The sequence below is a fragment of the Rathayibacter sp. AY1B6 genome, from assembly GCF_002932755.1.
Taxonomy (GTDB): domain Bacteria; phylum Actinomycetota; class Actinomycetes; order Actinomycetales; family Microbacteriaceae; genus Rathayibacter.
In genome coordinates, this window is record NZ_PSWL01000007.1 from 110,233 (window position 1) to 129,673 (window position 19,441).

The window sequence follows — 19,441 nt, forward strand, 5'->3', positions numbered from 1 at the left end:
GGGATCAGCGGAGGCGGGCGACGACGGAGTCGCCGATCGCGGCCGTGGAGCGCGGGGTGCCGTCGCGCGACTCGATGTCGGCGGTCACGGCCGCGGTGACGCGGGCGGCCTCGTCGCTCCGGCCGAGGTGGTCCAGCAGCATCGCCGCCGAGAGGATCGCGGCGGTCGGGTCGGCGAGCTGCCGTCCGGCGATGTCGGGCGCGGATCCGTGGACCGGCTCGAACATGCTGGGGAACGCGCCGTCGGGGTTGATGTTGCCCGAGGCCGCGAGTCCGATGCCGCCGCTGATCGCGCCGGCCAGATCGGTCAGGATGTCGCCGAAGAGGTTGTCGGTGACGATGACGTCGAACCTAGCAGGGTCGGTCACGAGGAAGATCGTAGCGGCGTCCACGTGGAGGTAGTCGACGGCCACGTCCTCGAAGGCGGCCCCCACCTCGTCGACGATCCGCTTCCAGAGCGAGCCGGAGAAGACGAGGACGTTCGTCTTGTGAACGAGGGTCAGCCGGGAGCGGCGGGCGCGGGCGAGCTCGAACGCGTGGCGGACGACGCGCTCGACCCCGTAGGCGGTGTTGACCGACACCTCGTTGGCGACCTCGTGCGGAGTGCCCTGCCGGATCGAGCCGCCGGTGCCGACGTAGGGCCCCTCCGTGCCCTCGCGGACGACCACGAAGTCGACCTCGCCGGGAGCCGCGAGCGGCGAGGGGACGCCCGCGTAGAGACGGGTGGGCCGCAGGTTGACGTAGTGGTCGAGCTCGAAGCGCAGCCGCAGCAGCAGCCCGCGCTCGATGTTCGCGTCCCGGAGGCGGGGGTCGCCCGGTGCTCCGCCGACGGCGCCGAGGAGGATCGCGTCGTGCCCCGCGATCGCCGCGAGGTCCTCGTCGGTGAGGACGTCGCCGGTCTCGAGGTAGCGGGCGGCCCCGAGCGAGAAGGTGGTCGTCTCGAGCACAAAGTCGGAGTCGGCGGTGACGGCGTCGAGGACCTTGACGGCCTCGGCGGTCACCTCGGGCCCGATCCCGTCTCCGGGGATGACGGCGAGCTTCACGGTGCGGGGCATGGCGGTCCTCAGGCGTACGGGGTCGGAGTCCCCTCAGCGTACTCGCGGCCCGCCCGCGCCGCGGTCCGGGGCACGCGCCCCCCGCCGGGCGGCCTCCCGCGGGAGGAGCGGAGGAGCGTCAGCTCCGGCGGAGGCGCCAGGCGCCGACCGCGGCGGCGGCCAGCACGAGGACGACGCCCAGCCAGGCCGACCAGCCGACGCCCGAGTCGAACGCCGCGCTCGCCGACGCGACGAGGCTCGCGGCGGAGTCGGCGGGCAGCTCGACGGCGACCGAGACGGCGCCGCCGAGGGTCTCTCCGGCCCGCTGCGCCTGCGCGGCGTCGAGGCCCTCGGGCAGCACGACTCCCCCGCGGTACACGGCGGTGAGGACGGTCCCGAGCGTCGCGGTGCCGAGGACGGCGCCGAGCTCGTAGGCGGTCTCGGAGACTGCGGAGGCGGCGCCGGCCTTGTCGGCGGGCGCGTTGGCCAGGATCAGCTCGTTCGACACCGTCTCGGCCGCGCCGATGCCCAGGCCGAGGAACGCGAAGGCGACCGCGACGGTGAGCGCCGACGCTCCTCCGGGCGCCCCGCTGCCGAGGGCCAGCAGGATGTAGCCGACGGCCGAGACCAGCAGTCCGGCCGGCACGACGAGGCGCGGAGCGACGCGGCGCGCGATCGGCACCACGCCCAGCCCGGCCAGGATCATCACGGCGAGGCCCGGCACGAGCACGAGGCCCGCCTCCAGGGGCGAGAGCCCGACCACGAGCTGCAGGTGCTGCGACAGGAAGAAGAGCCCGCCGACCAGCGCGGTCACGCTGAGCAGGTTGACCACGATCGCTGCGCTGAACGAGCCGCGGCGGAAGAGCGAGAGGTCGAGCATCGGCGAGACCCGGCGCTGCTGGCGGCGGACGAACAGCACTCCCGAGACGACGCCCACGACGAGCGCCGCGACGCCGACCGCATCGATCCCGTGCTCGGCGAAGGACTTCACCGCGTAGACGACGGGCGCCATGGTCGCCAGCGACAGCAGGATGCTGACCACGTCGACCGGGCCGGGCTGCGGGTCGCGCGACTCCGGCACCAGGATCGGCACGAGGACCACGAGCGGGAGCAGCACGGGCACCGCGAGCAGGAACACCGACCCCCAGGGGAAGTGCTCGAGCAGCACTCCGCCGACGAGCGGGCCGATGCCCGAGCCCACTGCGAAGCCGGTCGCCCAGATCGCGATCGCCAGGCGGCGCTGGTCGCGGTTCGGGAAGACGCTGCGCAGGAGCGACAGCGTCGAGGGCATCAGCATCGCGCCGAAGAAGCCCAGCGCCGCGCGGGCGCCGATGAGCGCCGCGGCGGTGGGAGCGAACGCGGCCACGACCGAGACGGCGGCGAAGCCGACCGCGCCGACCAAGAGGAGGCGCCGTCGCCCGACGCGGTCGCCCAGACTGCCCATCGCCACCAGCAGGCCCGCGAGCACCAGCGGGTAGGCGTCGACGATCCACAGCAGCTCGGTGCCGGTGGGGCCCAGGTCCTCGGCGATCGAGGGGAGCGCGAAGTTCAGCACCGTGTTGTCGACCGAGACCAGCAGCACCGGGAGCATCAGCACCGCGAGCGCCACCCAGGCGCGTCGCCCGACCCGCTCGGCGGCGCCGGTGGTGTCGTGGGTGGAGACGGGAGCGGTGCGCGCGGACACGGGGACGACCTTTCGGGAGGAGAACGGAGCGAGTATACCGTCCAGCCGGTACAGTCGCCACCGATCCGCCGTAGGATGGTCGTCGTGCCTCCCGCCCCCGCCCGCGACCGCGTCCTCGACGCGTTCGAGCAGCTCCTCACCGAGCAGGGCGAGCGCGCCGCGACCCTCGACGCCGTCGCCCGTGAGGCCGGAGTCTCCAAGGGCGGGCTGCTCTACCACTTCCCCTCGAAGGACGCCCTCGTCGACGGGCTCCTGCAGCGCCTCGACGCGCGGCGGGAGGAGGACGTCGCGCAGAGCCTCGCCGCTCCCGAGGGCGTGGTCGCCTACCTTCTGCGCACCTCCTTCGCCGCCGACTCGGCCTTCGACCGCACGATCCTCGCCGTCTCGCGCATCGCGCAGGGTCACGACGAGCGCGCCAGCGGCGGCCTCGCGCGGATCCACGACAGCTGGAACGAGGTGGTCGCCGCCGCCGTGGGCGACCCGCTCGTCGCCCGCGCGATCGTCCTGATGAGCGACGGGCTCTACTACAACTCCGCGCTGCTCCCCACGGGCACGCAGTCGCGCGGCGAGGCCGAGGACGTCCTCGCGGTCGTCCAGCGCCTCCTCGGGAGCTGAGCCGCGCCGCCCCCGGCGGACCCGCTACAGCTCGACGACCCCGTCGATCAGGGTCACCGTCGCGCCGCCGATCCAGATCTCGCCGCCCGCGCCCTCGACGCGCACCCGCCCGGCGCGGCCGATCGCCGCTCCCTGGGCCGCGGTGTAGCGCTCGGGCAGCACACCGCTGCCGATCAGCCACTGGGCGATCCCCGCGTTGAGGCTGCCCGTCACCGGGTCCTCGGCCACTCCGGCGTCCGGGATGAACGCCCGCACCTCGATCGCGCACCCGTCTCCCGCCGGATGCTCGCCCACGACGCCGACGGGGAGCCCTGCGAGCAGCGCCTGGTCCGGCCGCAGCGCGAGGACCTGCTCCGCCGAGGCGAGCCGCACGGCCAGCCAGCCGGGACCGTTGTCGACCCACTCGTGGTCGAGGATCTCCGCGCGCGGGATCCGCAGCGCCGCGGCCACCCGCTGGAGCGTCGCCTCGTCGACCGGTCCGGTCCGCAGCCGGGGCGGCGCGGCGAAGGCGATGCCCTCCTCCGTCACCCGCAGCCGGACGAGGCCCGCGGCGCACTCCTGCACTAGCTCCCCGGCCGCGCGGGCCGTCCCTCCGGCCGCGAGCCAGGCGTGCGCGCTCCCGAGGGTGGGGTGCCCGGCGAAGGGCAGCTCCCCGCCCGGCGTGAAGATCCGCAGCCGGTAGTCGGCCGCGGGGTCGCGGGGACGGAGGAGGAAGGTCGTCTCGGAGAGGTTCGTCCAGCGCGCGAACTCCGCCATCGCCGCGTCGCCCACCCCGTCGCCGTCCACGACGACCGCCACCGGGTTGCCCCGGAACGGCGCGGCGCCGAAGACGTCGACCTGAGCGAACCGCCGCGAGCTCACTGCTCGGTGATGTCGATCTCCTGCATGAGATCGGCGTCGATCGCGACGCGGACCTTCTCGAGCAGGCCGTCGGGGGCGGGAGAGTCGATGGTGATCACCGAGAGGGCCTTGCCGCCCGCCTCGGTGCGCGCGATCTGCATGCCCGCGATGTTGACCGAGGCGTCGCCGAACTCGCGGCCGTAGACCGCGACGATCCCGGGGCGGTCGACGTAGCTCATCACGACGAGGTGCTTCGCGAGGGGGACCTCGACGTCGTAGCCGTTGATCGCCACGATCTTCTCGACCTGCTTGGTGCCGGTCAGCGTGCCCGAGACCGAGATCTGCGAGCCGTCGGAGAGAGCGCCGCGCAGCGTGATCACGTTGCGGTACTCGTCCGAGACCGGCTCCGTGATCAGGCGCACCTCGATGCCGCGCTGCTCCGCGAGCACCGGCGCGTTGACGTAGGACACCGTCTCCGAGACCACGTTGGTGAACACGCCCTTGAGCGCCGCGAGCTTGAGGACCTTCACGTCGTAGCCGGCGAGCTCGCCGCGCACCTCGATGTCGATGGAGGTGACCGGCGAGTCCGCGAGGCCCGAGAAGACCTGGCCGAGCTTCTCGACCAGCGGGATGCCGGGGCGCACGTACTCGTCGATCACGCCGCCGGCGACGTTCACGGCGTCCGGCACGAGCTCGCCCGAGAGCGCGAGGCGCACCGAGCGGGCGACCGAGACGCCCGCCTTCTCCTGCGCCTCGTCGGTCGAGGCCCCGAGGTGCGGAGTGACGACCACGTTCTCGAGGGCGAGCAGCGGCGAGCCGGTCGGCGGCTCCTTCACGAACACGTCGAGTCCGGCGCCGGCGATGGTCTTCGCGACGAGCGCGCGGTGCAGCGCGTCCTCGTCGATGAGGCCGCCGCGGGCCACGTTCACGATGAACGCCGACGGCTTCATCAGCGCCAGCTGCTCGTCCGAGATCATGCCCGTCGTCTCGGGCGTCCTCGGCATGTGGATCGTGATGAAGTCGCTCTCGGCCAGCAGCTCCTCGAGGGAGAGGAGCGTGACGCCGAGCTGCTGCGCGCGGGCGCTGGTCACGTAGGGGTCGTAGGCGACGACGTTCACGCCGAAGGCCTGCAGGCGCGCGGTGATCAGCGCGCCGATGCGGCCGAGGCCGATGATGCCGACGGTCTTCTCGTAGAGCTCGACGCCGGTGTACTTCGAGCGCTTCCAGAGGCCCTGCGCGAGCGCGCTGTGCGCGGCGGGGATGTGGCGGGCGAGGCTCAGGATGTGTCCGACGGTGAGCTCGGCCGCCGAGATGATGTTCGAGGTCGGCGCGTTCACGACCATGACGCCCGCAGCGGTCGCGGCGGTGATGTCGACGTTGTCCAGGCCCACCCCGGCGCGGGCGATCACCTGGAGGGAGGGGGCCGCGGCGATCGCCTCCGCGTCGACCTGCGTCGCGGAGCGCACGAGGATCGCGTGCGCGGTAGCGAGGGCCTCGAGCAGAGCCGGGCGGTCGGTGCCGTCCACGGAGCGGATCTCGAAGTCGGGACCGAGCGCGTCCACGGTGGCGGGCGAGAGTTCTTCGGCGATCAGGACGACCGGCTTTGTCACGAGAGGCGCTTCCTTCGGAGAGGGGACGGAACGGGCACCGAGGCGGGGGGTCGGCAGCCCCCCGACACTGTAGCGGAGGGGTGCGCGCGCCCCGCGCCGTGTGACGCCGCCGGTCAGCTCAGCGAGACCAGGCTCTCGACGCCGAGGACGAGCTGCACGTCGAGCGAGAGCGCCGCCGAGAGGCAGAGCGCCGCCGCGAGCAGTCCGACGCGCGCCGGGAGCCCCCGGCGGCGCCCGAGCAGGACGGCGGCGACGAAGCAGGCGACCGGCAGCACCAGGCCGAGCAGGAGCACCGTCCAGCCCGTCGGATTCAGATCGGTGCCGAGGGAGGCTGCGTAGCTTCGCAGGCCGATCAGGTTGCCGACCGCCTCCCAGACGTCCCAGGCGAAGAAGAGCGCGAACACCACGGCGACGAGGACGGAGGCCGCCAGGCGCCGGCCGGGCCGGTCGCGGCGGCCGGTCCCGCCGAGGGTGGCCCGGGTCGAGTCGGTCATCACGCCCCCTTCAGGAACGGCAGCGGAGCGAGGAGGACGAGGCCCGCGACCAGCCAGAGCACGCGGGTGCGCACCCGGGCGTCGCGGGTGGCGAGGAGCACCACGGCGAACCACACCGGCGGCGCCAGCACGGCCAGCCAGAGCCCGAGCGAGTAGAGGGCGCCGCCGAGCGCATCGCCCGCGAAGCCGGCCGCGGCGACCGGCGACTGCCGCGTCGCCGTGATCGCCCAGGCGATGGCGTACAGGAGGTAGAGTCCGGCCGCGATGCCCGCCGCGATCAGCAGAGCGGAGGAGGAGGCCGCTTCGTCGGCGGAGTCCTCGTCGTCGGAGTCGTCGTCGTCCGAGCCGTCGTCCGCCGTGCCCGCCCCGGCGACCGTGCGGGTCGTCCGGCGCACGCGCGCCGTCCCCGCGGCGAGCGTCGGGTCCGCGCCCTCGCCCGCCCACTCCAGGGCCTCGTCGTCGGCGTCGTCCTCCGGGCCGGTGTCCGGCCCGCGGTCCACCGGCGGGATCGCCGCGTCGTCGTCCTCCGGGGAGCGGCCCGGTCCACCATCGATCACCGCAACACCCTAGCCGCGCGCACCTCGCAGGAGGCTCGGAGCCCGCCGCCGCCTCCCCGACACCCGGCGGACACCCCGCGTCCTCCCCCGGGGGCGAGGCTGAGCGGATGGACGACCGCCGCCGCCGCTTCGTCGCCCTCGGCGACTCCTTCACGGAGGGGGTCGGCGATCCGCACCCGCGCCTGCCGAACGGCGTGCGCGGCTGGGCCGACCGTGTCGCCGAGCGCCTGGCGAAGGCCGAGCCGGGCTGGGAGTACGCGAACCTCGCCATCCGCTCGAAGCGCCTCGCCCAGATCACCGAGGACCAGCTCGCGCCCGCCCTCGCGCTCCGCCCCACCCTGGTCACGCTCTACGCCGGCGGCAACGACATCCTCGACCTCGGCACCGACACGGTCGATCTGATCACCCGCTACGAGGCGCTCGTCGACGCGCTCGCGACCACCGGCGCCTCCCTCGTGCTCTTCACCGGCGTCGACATCCCGGGACTGCCCGCCCCGCGGATGTTCCTGCGCCGCAACCACCTCTACAACAGCGCCGTCCGCCGGATCGCCCGCGAGCGGGGCGCGATCCTCGTCGACTACTGGGCGATGCGCGAGTTCCACTCCCCCGTGCTCTGGTCGCCCGACCGGATGCACCTCTCCAAGCGCGGCCACCGCGTCCTCGCCGGTCGTGTGCTCGACGCGCTCGGCGTGCCGCACACGATCTCGACCGGGCCGTGGGACGCCCCCGAGCCGCTCCGCCTCCGCGCGCGGCTGCGCGAGCAGCGCCGCTGGGCCGCCGACTGGGTCCTCCCCCTCGTCGGCCGCAAGCTGCGCCGGGTGACGCTCGGCGACCACCTCTCGCCCCGGTGGCCGGACCCCGTCCTCGTCCCGCCGAAGGGCGGTCTCCGCCGTCTCGTCCGCGAACTCGAGCGGTAGCCGCGCCCCGGACGCGGAGGAGCCCCGGCCCGGCGAGGGGGTCCCGGTGGTCGGGTCCCTCGTCGGACCGGGGCTCCCCCGGTCGACGCGGTGCGACTAGCGCGCGACGCTGCCGTCGGTGTAGTCCTCGTCGGTCTGCTTCCAGGCGAAGAGCTTGCGCAGCTCGCGGCCGGTCTCCTCGATCGGGTGCTTCTCGCCCTTGGCGCGCAGCTCCTGGAACTCGGGTCCGCCCGCGTCCTGGTCGCCGATGAAGCGCTTCGCGAAGGCGCCGCTCTGGATGTCGCCGAGGACGGCCTTCATGTTCTCCTTCACGCGCGGGTCGATGACGCGCGGGCCGGAGACGTAGTCGCCGTACTCGGCGGTGTCGGAGACGCTCCAGCGCTGCTTGGCGATGCCGCCCTCCCACATGAGGTCGACGATGAGCTTGAGCTCGTGCAGCACCTCGAAGTAGGCGATCTCCGGCTGGTACCCGGCCTCGACGAGGGTCTCGAAGCCGTACTGGACGAGCTGCGAGGTGCCGCCGCAGAGCACGGCCTGCTCGCCGAACAGGTCGGTCTCGGTCTCCTCCGTGAAGGTGGTCTTGATGACGCCGGCGCGGGTGCCGCCGATGGCCTTCGCGTAGGACTTGGCGGTCTCCCAGGCGGTGCCGGTCGCGTCGTTCTCGACGGCGATGATGTCCGGGATGCCGCGGCCGGCGACGAACTCGCGGCGCACGGTGTGGCCCGGGGCCTTCGGCGCGATGAGGATGACGTCGACGCCGGCGGGCGCCTCGATGTAGCCGAAGCGGATGTTGAAGCCGTGGGCGAAGGCGAGGGTCTTGCCCTCGGTCAGCGCGGAGGCGATCTGCTCGCTGTAGATCGCGCGCTGGTGCTGGTCCGGCGCGAGGATCATGATCAGGTCGGCCCAGGCCGCGGCGTCGGCGACGCTCTTGACCTCGAAGCCGTCGTCCTCGGCTTTGGCGGTCGACTTCGACCCCTCCTTCAGCGCGATGACGACCTGGACGCCGGAGTCGCGGAGGTTCTGCGCGTGCGCGTGGCCCTGCGAGCCGTAGCCGACGATCGCGACCTTCTTGGACTGGATGATGGAGAGGTCGGCGTCGGCGTCGTAGATGAGCTCGGTCACGTGGTGAGTCCTTTTCTGTAGAGGAGAGTTCGGTCAGTTCTTGAAGACGCGCTCGGTGATCGACTTGGAGCCGCGCCCGATGGCGAGCAGGCCCGACTGCGCGATCTCCTTGATGCCGTAGGGCTCGATCACCCGCAGGAACGCGTTGGTCTTGCCGGTGTCGCCGGTGACCTCGATCACCAGGGCGTCCGTCGCGACGTCGACCACGCGGGCGCGGAAGAGCGTGACGGCCTCGAGCACCTGCGAGCGCGTGACGTTGTCGACGCGGACCTTGACGAGCAGGTGCTCGCGCTGGACCGACTGGTCGGTGTCGAGCTCGACGATCTTGATCACGTTGACGAGCTTGTTGAGCTGCTTCGTGACCTGCTCGAGCGGCAGGTCCTCGACGTCCACGGCGACCGTGATGCGCGAGAGCCCGGCCAGCTCGGTCGGACCGACCGCCAGCGACTCGATGTTGAAGCCGCGGCGGGCGAACAGCCCGGCGACACGGGTGAGCAGTCCCGGCTTGTCCTCGACGAGCAGGGAGAGAACGTGGTGCGTCATGCGGGTCTACTCCTCGTCGTCCCAGGTCGGGCTGTGGTCTCGGGCGTACTGGACGTAGCTGTTGGAGACGCCCTGAGGGACCATCGGCCAGACCATGGAGTCGCGGCTGACGACGAAGTCGATCACCACGGGCCGGTCGTTCGTGGCGATGGCGAGGCGGATGGCGTCGTCGATCTCCTCCGGCTTCGTGACGCGGATGCCGAGCGCGCCGTACGCGTCGGCGAGCTTCACGAAGTCGGGCACCCGGACGGTGTCGTGACCCGTGTTGAGGTCGGTGTTCGAGTAGCGGCCCTCGTAGAACAGGGTCTGCCACTGGCGCACCATGCCGAGCGAGGAGTTGTTGATCACCGCGACCTTGATCGGGATGTCGTTGATCGTGCAGGTGGCGAGCTCCTGATTGGTCATCTGGAAGCAGCCGTCGCCGTCGATCGCCCACACGGTGCGCTCGGGCTCGCCGACCTTGGCGCCCATCGCCGCAGGCACGGAGTAGCCCATGGTGCCGGCGCCGCCGGAGTTGAGCCACGAGTTGGGGCGCTCGTACTTGATGAACTGCGCCGCCCACATCTGGTGCTGGCCGACGCCGGAGGCGAAGACGCCCTCGGGGCCGGTGATCTCGCCGATGCGCTTGATGACGTACTGCGGGGAGAGCAGGCCGTCGTCGGGCTCGGTGTAGCCGAGGGGGAACTCCTTCTGGAGGCCCTTGAGGTAGCTCCACCACTCGGAGGTGTCGGCGCGGCCGTCGGCGGAGGCCTTGGCGAACGCGTCGGTGAGGTCCGGGAGGACGTCCTTGAGGTCGCCCACGATCGGCACGTCGGCGGTGCGGATCTTGGAGATCTCGGCCGGGTCGATGTCGACGTGCACGACCTTGGCGTGGGGCGCGAAGAGCGCCGCCTTGCCGGTCACGCGGTCGTCGAAGCGCGAGCCCAGCGCGAGGATCAGGTCCGCCTCCTGCAGCGCGAGCACCGCGGGGACGGTGCCGTGCATGCCGGGCATGCCCAGGTGCTGCTCGTGCGAGTCGGGGAACGCGCCGCGCGCCATCAGCGTGGTCACCACGGGGGCGCCGCAGGCCTCGGCGAACGCCTTCAGCTCGGCCGCCGCGCGGGCGCGGATGATGCCGCCGCCCACGTAGAGCACCGGCTTCCTCGACTCGACCAGCAGCTGGGCCGCGGCCTGGATCTGCTTGCCGTGGGCCTTCGTGACCGGGCGGTACCCGGGCAGGTCGATCTTCGGCGGCCAGAGGAACGGCGCCTGGTCCTGCTGCGCGTCCTTCGTGATGTCGACCAGCACGGGGCCGGGGCGGCCGGTGGTGGCGATCAGCGCGGCGGAGGCGAGGGCCGAGGGGATGTCCTCGGGGCGCGTCACGAGGATGGAGTGCTTCGTGATCGGCATCGTGATGCCGACGATGTCCGCCTCCTGGAACGCGTCGGTCCCCATGAGCGTCGAGAACACCTGGCCGGTGATCGCGAGCATCGGGACCGAGTCCATGTAGGCGTCCGCGATCGCGGTGACCAGGTTGGTCGCTCCGGGGCCCGAGGTCGCGATGCACACGCCGAGCTTGCCGGTCGCCGAGGCGTAGCCCTCGGCGGCGTGGCCGGCGCCCTGCTCGTGGCGGACCAGGATGTGCCGGATCTTCGAGGAGTCCATCAGCGGGTCGTAGACCGGGAGGATCGCGCCTCCGGGCAGGCCGAAGACGTCCTCGATCCCGAGCATCTCGAGCGAGCGGACGACCGCCTGCGCTCCGGTGAGGACCTCGGCCGCGGGGGCGGCCCCAGGAGCGTGGGCGGGTCGGGGTGGCTGGGGCGTCGGTGCGGGCTGCACGGCGGACGGATCCGGAGTCATGCGGGTGTCGATTCCTTCAGGAGGTGGTGCGGCGGCGGGCAGAGCCGGAGGCGAGTGCCCGGGAACGCGAGTGCGCGGCCGGCCGGAGCGGGCCGGGTCACCCGGTGACGGCGCCCTCGGCTGCCGAGCGGACGAGCTTGGCGTACTTGGCGAGGACACCGCGGGTGTAGCGCGGAGGGAGAGGGGCCCAGCCTTCTCGGCGGGCGGCGAGCTCGGACTCGTCGACGAGTAGGTCGATCGAGCGAGCGGCGATGTCGACCCGAATCGGGTCTCCGTCGCGAACGAATGCGATGGGACCTGCGTCCACCGATTCGGGAGCTATGTGGCCGATGCACAGGCCGGTTGTGCCGCCTGAGAATCGTCCGTCCGTCAACAGTAGTACATCTTTTCCGAGCCCGGCCCCCTTGATGGCGGCGGTGATGGCGAGCATCTCGCGCATGCCGGGGCCGCCCTTGGGGCCCTCGTAGCGGATGACCACCACGTCGCCCTTCTGGATCCGCCCCTCGGTGAGCGCGTCCATCGCGGCGCGCTCGCGCTCGAACACGCGGGCCGGACCCTCGAAGACGGAGGCGTCGAACCCGGCGGTCTTGACGACCGCGCCCTCGGGGGCGAGCGAGCCCTTGAGGATGGTGAGCCCGCCGGTGGCGTGGATCGGGTTGTCGAGGGTGCGGATGACCTCGCCGTCCAGCGGGGCGATGTCCATCGCGGCGAGGTTCTCGGCGACCGTCCTGCCGGTGACCGTCAGGCAGTCGCCGTGCAGCAGCCCGGCGTCCAGGAGCGCCTTCATCACGGCCGGGACGCCGCCGTGGCGGTCGACGTCGTTCATGACGTACTTGCCGAAGGGCTTGAGGTCGCCGATGTGCGGGATCGTGTCGCCGATGCGGTTGAAGTCGTCGATCGTGAGGTCGACCTCGGCCTCGTTGGCGATCGCGAGCAGGTGCAGGATGACGTTGGTGGAGCCGCCGAAGGCCATCGCCACCGCGATCGCGTTCTCGAACGCCTCCTTGGTGAGGATGTCGCGGGCCGTGGTGCCGTTGCGCAGCAGCTCGACGACGGCCTCGCCGGACTTGCGGGCGAAGTAGTCGCGGCGGCGGTCGGCCGCGGCGGGCGAGGCGGAGCCGGGCAGGCTCATGCCGAGCGCCTCGGCGACGCTGGCCATGGTGTTGGCGGTGTACATGCCGCCGCAGGAGCCCTCGCCCGGGGCGAAGGCGCACTCGATGCGCTTGGCGTCCTCCTCGGACATGATCCCGGCCTTGACGCCGCCGACGGCCTCGAAGGAGTCGATGATCGTGATGTCCTTCTCGGTGCCGTCCGACAGCTTGACCCAGCCCGGGGCGATCGAGCCGGCGTAGACGAACACGGCGGCGAGGTCGAGGCGGGCCGCGGCCATCAGCATGCCGGGCAGCGACTTGTCGCAGCCGGCCAGCATGACGGTGCCGTCCAGGCGCTCGGCCATCATCACGGTCTCGACGGAGTCGGCGATGACCTCGCGGGAGACGAGCGAGAAGTGCATGCCCTCGTGGCCCATCGAGATGCCGTCCGAGACGGAGATGGTGCCGAACTGGAGCGGGTAGCCGCCTCCCGAGTGCACGCCCTCCTTCGCGGAGCGCGCGAGGCGCTCGAGCGAGAGGTTGCAGGGGGTGATCTCGTTCCACGAGGACGCGATGCCGATCTGGGGCTTCTCCCAGTCGTCATCGCCCATCCCGACCGCCCGCAGCATCCCGCGCGACGTCGTGGCCTCGATGCCGTCCGTGACGGTGCGCGAGCGGGGCTTCCAATCGATTTCCGGCATGCGATGAGGCTACCGCCTCGCGCGCGGTGCCCCTGCTCGCCGGGCGGACCCGGACCGGCCCGCGCACCCGTCCCGGCCCGGGCCCCCGGCAGCGGCACCCGATGCGGGCGTCCCCGCGGAGCGCCGACTCGTCGCGAACGGCTGCTCCCCGCGTCGGAGGACGGCCGTCCGCGGCGAGTCGGCGGATCGGGACCGCGGGCGCGGAGGGCCGGGAGGGAGCGGCTACTCCGCGCGCAGGTCGGCGAGCAGCCGGAGCGCGTGCGCGACCTGCTCGGGGCCGCGGACCCGGTAGGAGGCCGCGGTGGTGCCCTCGCCGCTCTTGATGCCGACGTCGCCGGAGCCGAGGACCGCGAAGGCGTCCTCGTCCGTCACGTCGTCGCCCGCGTAGAGCACGGCGGTCGCGCCGGTGTAGCGGCGGAGGTGCTGCACGGCCTCGCCCTTCGTGGTCGAGCGGACCGAGAACTCCAGGACGTTCTTGCCCTCGCGGACGGTGACCCCCTGCACCTCGGCGCGCGCCTCGGAGAGGGCGACGACGTGGGCGACGCGGCTGTGGCGCTCGGTCGCGAGGCGGGTGTGCAGGGCGAAGCCGGCGGGCTTGTCCTCGATCCAGACGTTGTCGATCCCGCGGGCGATGCCCTTCAGGACGTCCTCCAGCACTCCGACCTTCTCGAGCTCGTCGTCGTCGAGCCGGACCGCGTCCCCCTCGGGGTCGAGGCGGATCTCGATGCCGTGGGAGCCGACCAGCAGCGCCTCGTCCGGCAGCTGCGAGACCTCCTCCAGGCTCCCGAGCGCCCGGCCCGAGACCAGCGCGACCCGGGTGCCGGGGAGGGCGAGGAGCCGCAGCACGGCCTCGCGCGCCTCGGGGAGCGCCCGCGCGCGGGCGGGGTCGTCGACCTCGGGCGCGAGGGTGCCGTCGAAGTCGAGAGCCACCAGGAGCCGGTCGGTCGCGGCGAGCTCCTGCAGCGCCGCCGCGAGCCGCTCGGGCACTCCCTCGCTCATCGCGCGCCGCCGTCGAGCTCGCGGTCGCCAGCGGCCTCCCGCTCGAGCTCGGCCGCCTGCCCGTGGGCCGCGTCGTCGCGGTGCTCCGCCTCCTGGCCGTGCGGCGCCTCCTGCCCGCGGGCGGCGGGGCGCACGTCGAGCTGCTGGCCGGCCGCGTGCTCCGCGAGAGCGGAGAGGAAGGACTCCGACCAGCGCGCCACGTCGTTCTCGAGCACGCGGCGCCGGAGCGCGCGCATGCGCCGGGTGCGCTCGACGCGCGGCATCCGCGCCGACGCCTCCATCGCGTCCTTGAGCCCGGAGATGTCGTGCGGGTTCACCTGCACGGCCTGCTTGAGCTCGTCGGCCGCTCCGGCGAACTCGCTCAGCACGAGCACGCCGTCGTTGTCGAAGCGGGAGGCGACGTACTCCTTCGCGACGAGGTTCATCCCGTCGCGCAGCGCCGTGACGAGCATGACGTCGGCGGCGAGGTAGAGCGCCACCATCTCCTCGCGCGGGTAGCCGTGGTGCAGGTAGCTGATCGCCGGGTGCCCGAGCGTGCTGTAGTCGCCGTTGATCCGGCCGACCTGCAGCTCGATGTCGTCGCGCAGCTGCCGGTAGGTGTCCACGCGCTCGCGGCTCGGGCTCGCGACCTGCACCAGCACCGCGTCCTCCGAGGTGAGGCGGCCGTCGGCCAGGAGCTCGCCGAACGCTTTCAGGCGGTGGCCGATCCCCTTGGTGTAGTCGAGCCGGTCGACGCCGAGCATGATCGTCTCGGGGTTGCCCAGCTCGGCGCGGATCTCGGCGGCGCGGGCCTGGATCTCGGGGGTGCGCGCCATCGCCTCGAAGGACGCGGAGTCGATCGAGATCGGGAAGTGCCGGGCGACGACCGGGCGCACGCTCGCCCCGCGCCGCGAGCGGTTGACGCGGCGGGTACCGCCGACGGCCTCCTCCTCGACCGGGACCTCGACGACCGTGCTGCGGGTGTCGTAGCCGAGCAGCCGCCGGACCGCGCGGAGGAAGCTGCCCGCGTCGCCCTGGCGCTGGAAGCCGATCACGTCGGCGCCGAGCAGGCCCTCGACGATCTGCCGGCGCCACGGGAGCTGCGCGAAGATCCCGTAGGGCGGGAACGGGATGTGGTTGAAGAAGCCGATCGTGACGTCGGGGCGCAGCTCGCGCAGCATCTTCGGCACGAGCTGGAGCTGGTAGTCCTGCACCCAGACCACGCCGTCCTCCTCCGTCACGGCCGCGGCCGCCTCGGCGAAGCGCTGGTTGACCCGCACGTAGGCGTCCCACCAGTCGCGGTGGTAGGTGGGGGGCGCGATCACGTCGTGGTACAGCGGCCACAGCGTGTCGTTCGAGAAGCCCTCGTAGTAGTCCTCGAGCTCCTGCGCGCTGAGGGCGACGGGGACGATCTGCACGCCGTTGTCGACGAACGGGGCGACCTCCTCGTCGGCCACGCCGGGCCAGCCGACCCAGGCGCCCTCGTTCGCGCGCATCACGGGCTCGAGCGCGGTGACCAGCCCGCCGGGCGAGGTCTTCCAGGAGGCGGTGCCGTCCTCGGCCACGACGCGGTCCACCGGCAGGCGGTTCGAGACGACCACGAACGCGTTGCGCTCGCTCCCTCCCGAGGTCCCGTCGTCGGTCCTGTCAGCGGCGGAGGAGGAGGAAGCGGAGTGCGGAGGAATGAGGGTCCCTTTTCGTCGGTCGAGCCGTCGTCGTGCCCGTCGAGGCTATCAGCCGACCCCGCGCGGGGGACGGGGGATCAGCCCTGCACGAGGGCGAGGGCGAGCGTCGCTCCGCCCACCGTCGGGACGACGGCGACGAGTCCGAGGAGCGCGTACTGGCGCCACGAGACGTGCACGCCCAGCGCGGTCAGCCTCTGGTGCCAGAGCAGGGTGGCGAGCGAGGCCCACGGGGTGATAAGCGGTCCGGCGTTCACGCCGATCAGCAGGGCGACCAGGCGGAGCGGATCCGCCGCGACCGGCTCGAGGGCGAGGTAGGCGGGCAGGTTGTCGACCAGGTTGGAGGCGACGGCCCCGGAGCCGGCGAGGCGCAGCAGGTCGAGCGTCCCGCTCCCCTCGCCCGCGACCACGGCGAGCGCCGCGCCCAGCCCGAGCTGGTGCGCCGCCTCCATCGCCACGAAGAGGCCCGCCGCGAAGACGACGAGCTGCCACGGCAGGAGGGCGGGCGTGAGCGCCGCGGGACGGCGCACCGCGAAGAGGACGATCAGCGCGGCGGCGGCGACCGTCGCCGGGATCCACACCTCGAGACCCGAGACGAGCGCCGGCAGGAGCAGCGCGACGACGATCCCCGCGCCGACCAGCAGCACCCGGTCCTCCACCGGCGTGCGCTCCCCCGGGGTGTAGCGCCCGGTCAACTCGCGCCGGTAGCGGATCGCGAGGATCAGCACGGGCACGACGGCCGCGACGAGCGCGGGGACCGCGGTCAGAGCGGCGAAGGCGAAGGGGCCCTCGACCCCCAGGCGCCGTTGCGCGAGCAGGTTGGTGAGGTTCGAGACGGGGAGGAGGAGGGAGGCGCAGTTCGCCAGCCAGACCGTGGCCATCGCGAAGGGCAGGGGCGGGACGCGCACGTGCGCCGCGAGCAGGACCACGACCGGGGTCAGGAGCACGGCGGTCGTGTCGAGCGAGAGGAACACCGTGCTGACGACGGCCATCGCCACCACCAGCAGCCAGAGCACCGCGGTCCGCCCGCGGCCCCACTCGGCGGAGCGCTCGGCGACCACCGTGAAGACGCCGGCCTCGGAGGCCAGCTCGGCGACCACGGTCACCGCGACCACGAAGCCGAGGATCGGCGCCGTCCGCTCGACCAGCTCGCCCAGCGCGTCCATCGGGAGGACCCCCGTGACGACGGCCGCCGCCCCGACGACGAGCAGCACCGCCCCGATCACAGCCGTGCGCATGTCGTTCCCGTTCTCCTCGGCGTGCCCCGGCTCGAGGATTCGGGTCCCGGCGGCGATCCACCGTAGCGGGACAACCCCTCGGTGCTGTCAAGCGTTCCTCTGAGAGCTTTCGCACCCGCTAGCGTCGGGGTGAACACGGGAGGCACACGCATGCGCAAGTTCATCCTCAACTCCAGCGTCATCAGCGCGATCGTCGGCGGCTGGTCGATCCTGCAGACCACGCGCAAGGGCCCGCGCGACTGGCGCTTGGCCCTCCAGTGGGTCAGCTGGGCCATCTCGGTCACCGTCGCCCTGGGCTCCGTGTCCTACGACTCCAAGAAGATCGTCTCGGAGGAGCGCGGCGCGAAGCGCGACCGCTAGGCCCTCCTGACGCGCCGCCTCCCCGCGGGGCGGCGTGTCAGCCGGGCTCGCGAGGCGGTGGCGGCGACACTGTTCCCAGTCGCTGCCGGCACGGGAAACGGGGTTCGTCATGAGGTTTCGTCTGAGGCGTCGCACGCCGGCCCCCGAGGTCGTCGAGGCGGCCCCCGTCCTCACTCAGGACGAGCTCTTCGCCGTCGTCCACGACCGCCTCGCGGCCTTCGTCGGATCCGAGGGCGCCTGGGTCGTCACGCGCCGCAGCCACGACGACCGCGACCCGATCTTCCACGGGATGCTCGCGCGCTCCCTCGCCCACGAGCTCTCCGCCGCCATCCAGGAGGAGCAGCTCCGCGCCGGCGCCGAGCGGACCTCGTCCCCCGTCACCGAGGCGATCCCCGCGATGCGCGCCTCCACTCCTCCGGTGGAGCCGGCCGCCCTCACCTGGGAGCCGAAGCCCATCGCCGTCTGGGCGGAGCCGACCCCTGCCGACGTCGCCGTCGACACCCCCGTCGCGACCCGCTCCTGACGCGCGCGGTCGAGCCGACCGCATCGCCCTCCGACCGCATCGCCCTCCGGCCGAGCGGACGAGCGACGTCGCCCTTCCCGCTGATCGAGCGGGCACCGAGCCCCTTCCTCCTGACCGGGCCCCTCCTGCTGACCGAGTGGGCGGCACCGCCGCACCTCGTGCTGATCCAGGAGGCGGCACCGCCGCCGTCTCGGGATCCCCCGCGACGGCCCCTCCCCCGGCCGCCCGTCAGACCGCCGGCCAGCTCTCGGGGCCCTCGCTGCCCGCCGGGTACTCGTCGAGCGGCACCCGGTCCGCGTGCCACGCGTCGATCGCGGGCTGCACGATGCGCCAGCACTCCTCGGCGGCGTCCCCGCGGACCGAGAGCGACGGGTCGTCGTCGAGGATCCCCGAGATGACCTCGCCGTAGGCGAGCAGCTCGCCCGCGCCGAAGGTCGCCTCCAGCGAGGCGCGCTCGAGCGTGTACGGGTCGCCGGGGCCGTTGATGTTCAGCTCGAGCGACATCTGGTCGGGCGCGAGGAACAGCCGCAGCACGGACGGCGCCTCGGTGCCCACGAAGCCGCGGGGCAGGTGCGGCACCGGCTTGAAGCGGATGACCACTTCGCGCCGCCGCTCCCCCAGCGCCTTGCCGGAGCGGAGGGTGAACGGCACGCCGGCCCATCGCCAGGTGTCGATCTCGACGACCAGCTCGGCCAGCGTCTCGGTTCCGCGAGCGGGGTCCACACCCTTCTCGTCCGCGTAGGCGGGCAGCTCACGGCCGTCGATCGTCCCCGCCGTGTAGCGGGCACGGCGCGAGCTCGCTGCGGGGTCGTCGCCGTGCAGGCGCGTGGCGCGCAGGACGATCGACTTCGCGTCCCGGAGGTCGGCCGCGTCGAGCGAGGACGGCGGCTCCATCGCGATCACCGCGAGGACCTGCAGCAGGTGGCTCTGGATCATGTCGGTCAGCGCGCCCGCGCCGTCGTAGTAGCTCGCCCGCCCCTCCAGGGCCAGCTGCTCGTCGTAGACGATCTCGACGCTCTCGATGTGCTCGGCCGACCACAGCGGCTCGAGGATCCGGTTCGCGAAGCGCAGGCCGAGCACGTTCATCACGGTCGCGCGGCCGAGGAAGTGGTCGACGCGGTGGATGCGGTCCTCGGGGACCAGCGCGGCGAGGCGCTCGTTGAGGGCGTGCGCGCTCGCCTCGTCGGTCCCGAACGGCTTCTCCAGCGCCAGCACGGTGCCCTCCGGCAGGTCGTGGGCGGCGAGCGCCTCGCAGGCCTTCGCCGCGATCGCCGGCGGGAGAGCGAAGTAGACCGCCACCGGTCCGTCGCAGCTCGCGAGCAGGGCGGCGAGCGCCTCCGGATCGGTGACGTCCACCTGCTGGTAGCGCGTGCCGGAGGTGAGCGCGTCTACACCCTCGCCCTGCGCCTCGACGGTGGCGAAGGAGGCGGTCAGCACCTCGTGCCAGTGCTCCTGGGTCCAGTCCTCGCGTCCCGCTCCGACGAGGTGGACCCTCCGGTCGGTCTCGCGGGTCAGCAGCTGGCCGACGGCGGGGAGGAGGAGCCGCGAGGACAGGTCCCCCGTCGCTCCGAGGATGAGCAGGGTCGAGACGGTCTGTGCCATGCGGCTCACCCT

General features: G+C 72.9%; 18 protein-coding genes. 4 read left to right on the forward strand and 14 right to left on the reverse strand.

All coding sequences use genetic code 11. The features are described 5' to 3' along the window. Nucleotides 1-4 precede the first annotated feature (4 nt). Together C5D08_RS05475 and C5D08_RS05480 are read right to left on the reverse strand one after the other, a co-directional pair. A complete protein-coding gene (locus C5D08_RS05475; RefSeq protein WP_104276168.1) occupies nucleotides 5-1,054 on the reverse strand; it encodes a 3-isopropylmalate dehydrogenase in 1,050 nt (349 codons plus the stop codon). A gap of 118 nt (nucleotides 1,055-1,172) precedes the next feature. Beyond that, nucleotides 1,173-2,717, reverse strand: coding sequence for an MFS transporter (locus tag C5D08_RS05480; protein ID WP_258067327.1), 1,545 nt, complete (start codon nucleotides 2,715-2,717; stop codon nucleotides 1,173-1,175). 84 nt (nucleotides 2,718-2,801) lie between these two features. Here C5D08_RS05480 and C5D08_RS05485 point away from each other — a divergent pair, with 84 nt between their 5' ends. Then, nucleotides 2,802-3,332 carry a TetR/AcrR family transcriptional regulator gene (locus C5D08_RS05485; RefSeq protein ID WP_258065031.1) on the forward strand — a complete coding sequence of 177 codons (531 nt, stop codon included), beginning with the start codon at nucleotides 2,802-2,804 and terminating at the stop codon, nucleotides 3,330-3,332. 24 nt (nucleotides 3,333-3,356) lie between these two features. Here C5D08_RS05485 and C5D08_RS05490 read toward each other — a convergent pair whose 3' ends face one another. The 4 genes from C5D08_RS05490 to C5D08_RS05505 form a co-directional block, all read right to left on the reverse strand. Then, nucleotides 3,357-4,193, reverse strand: a complete 837-nt coding sequence (locus tag C5D08_RS05490; RefSeq protein ID WP_104276170.1) for a PhzF family phenazine biosynthesis protein — start codon at nucleotides 4,191-4,193, stop codon at nucleotides 3,357-3,359. After that, a complete protein-coding gene (gene serA / locus C5D08_RS05495) occupies nucleotides 4,190-5,782 on the reverse strand; it encodes a phosphoglycerate dehydrogenase (protein WP_104276171.1) in 1,593 nt (530 codons plus the stop codon). The genes C5D08_RS05490 and serA overlap by 4 nt, the downstream gene beginning before the upstream one ends. Before the next feature lie 113 nt (nucleotides 5,783-5,895). After that, nucleotides 5,896-6,276, reverse strand: coding sequence for a hypothetical protein (locus C5D08_RS05500; protein ID WP_104276172.1), 381 nt, complete (start codon nucleotides 6,274-6,276; stop codon nucleotides 5,896-5,898). Continuing rightward, on the reverse strand, nucleotides 6,276-6,833 hold the full coding sequence (locus tag C5D08_RS05505) for a hypothetical protein (RefSeq protein WP_104276173.1): 558 nt from the start codon (nucleotides 6,831-6,833) through the stop codon (nucleotides 6,276-6,278). Before C5D08_RS05505 ends, C5D08_RS05500 begins: the two co-directional genes overlap by 1 nt. 107 nt (nucleotides 6,834-6,940) lie before the next feature. On the opposite strand from C5D08_RS05505, the gene C5D08_RS05510 reads away from it, so the two are divergent. Then, nucleotides 6,941-7,750 (forward strand): SGNH/GDSL hydrolase family protein, encoded by an 810-nt coding sequence (locus C5D08_RS05510; RefSeq protein WP_104276174.1) that lies wholly within the window; start codon nucleotides 6,941-6,943, stop codon nucleotides 7,748-7,750. Nucleotides 7,751-7,846: 96 nt separating this feature from the next. Here C5D08_RS05510 and ilvC read toward each other — a convergent pair whose 3' ends face one another. From ilvC to C5D08_RS05545, 7 genes are all read right to left on the reverse strand, one after another. Further along, nucleotides 7,847-8,872, reverse strand: coding sequence for a ketol-acid reductoisomerase (gene ilvC / locus C5D08_RS05515; protein WP_104223539.1), 1,026 nt, complete (start codon nucleotides 8,870-8,872; stop codon nucleotides 7,847-7,849). 33 nt (nucleotides 8,873-8,905) lie between these two features. Continuing rightward, nucleotides 8,906-9,415, reverse strand: coding sequence for an acetolactate synthase small subunit (ilvN, locus tag C5D08_RS05520; protein WP_104223540.1), 510 nt, complete (start codon nucleotides 9,413-9,415; stop codon nucleotides 8,906-8,908). A 6-nt stretch (nucleotides 9,416-9,421) separates the two neighbouring features. Beyond that, entirely contained in the window at nucleotides 9,422-11,254 is a 1,833-nt protein-coding gene (locus C5D08_RS05525) for an acetolactate synthase large subunit (RefSeq protein WP_104276175.1), read from the reverse strand. A 97-nt stretch (nucleotides 11,255-11,351) separates the two neighbouring features. Then, nucleotides 11,352-13,046, reverse strand: a complete 1,695-nt coding sequence (gene ilvD, locus C5D08_RS05530) for a dihydroxy-acid dehydratase (RefSeq protein ID WP_104276176.1) — start codon at nucleotides 13,044-13,046, stop codon at nucleotides 11,352-11,354. 222 nt (nucleotides 13,047-13,268) lie between these two features. Next, the gene (gene otsB / locus C5D08_RS05535; protein WP_104276177.1) at nucleotides 13,269-14,045 is read right to left on the reverse strand and encodes a trehalose-phosphatase; all 777 of its coding nucleotides are present in this window, start codon (nucleotides 14,043-14,045) and stop codon (nucleotides 13,269-13,271) included. After that, complete coding sequence (locus C5D08_RS05540; protein WP_104276178.1) at nucleotides 14,042-15,625, reverse strand: trehalose-6-phosphate synthase; 1,584 nt, start codon at nucleotides 15,623-15,625, stop codon at nucleotides 14,042-14,044. Before C5D08_RS05540 ends, otsB begins: the two co-directional genes overlap by 4 nt. 161 nt (nucleotides 15,626-15,786) lie before the next feature. Further along, nucleotides 15,787-16,944, reverse strand: a complete 1,158-nt coding sequence (locus tag C5D08_RS05545; protein ID WP_104276179.1) for an SLC13 family permease — start codon at nucleotides 16,942-16,944, stop codon at nucleotides 15,787-15,789. Nucleotides 16,945-17,094: 150 nt separating this feature from the next. Here C5D08_RS05545 and C5D08_RS05550 point away from each other — a divergent pair, with 150 nt between their 5' ends. Both C5D08_RS05550 and C5D08_RS05555 read left to right on the forward strand, forming a co-directional pair. Next, complete coding sequence (locus C5D08_RS05550; protein WP_104276180.1) at nucleotides 17,095-17,304, forward strand: hypothetical protein; 210 nt, start codon at nucleotides 17,095-17,097, stop codon at nucleotides 17,302-17,304. Between the two features lie 109 nt (nucleotides 17,305-17,413). Then, on the forward strand, nucleotides 17,414-17,827 hold the full coding sequence (locus tag C5D08_RS05555; protein ID WP_104276181.1) for a hypothetical protein: 414 nt from the start codon (nucleotides 17,414-17,416) through the stop codon (nucleotides 17,825-17,827). 228 nt (nucleotides 17,828-18,055) lie between these two features. Here C5D08_RS05555 and C5D08_RS05560 read toward each other — a convergent pair whose 3' ends face one another. Continuing rightward, a complete protein-coding gene (locus C5D08_RS05560) occupies nucleotides 18,056-19,429 on the reverse strand; it encodes a glucose-6-phosphate dehydrogenase (RefSeq protein WP_181110049.1) in 1,374 nt (457 codons plus the stop codon). Nucleotides 19,430-19,441 lie beyond the last annotated feature (12 nt).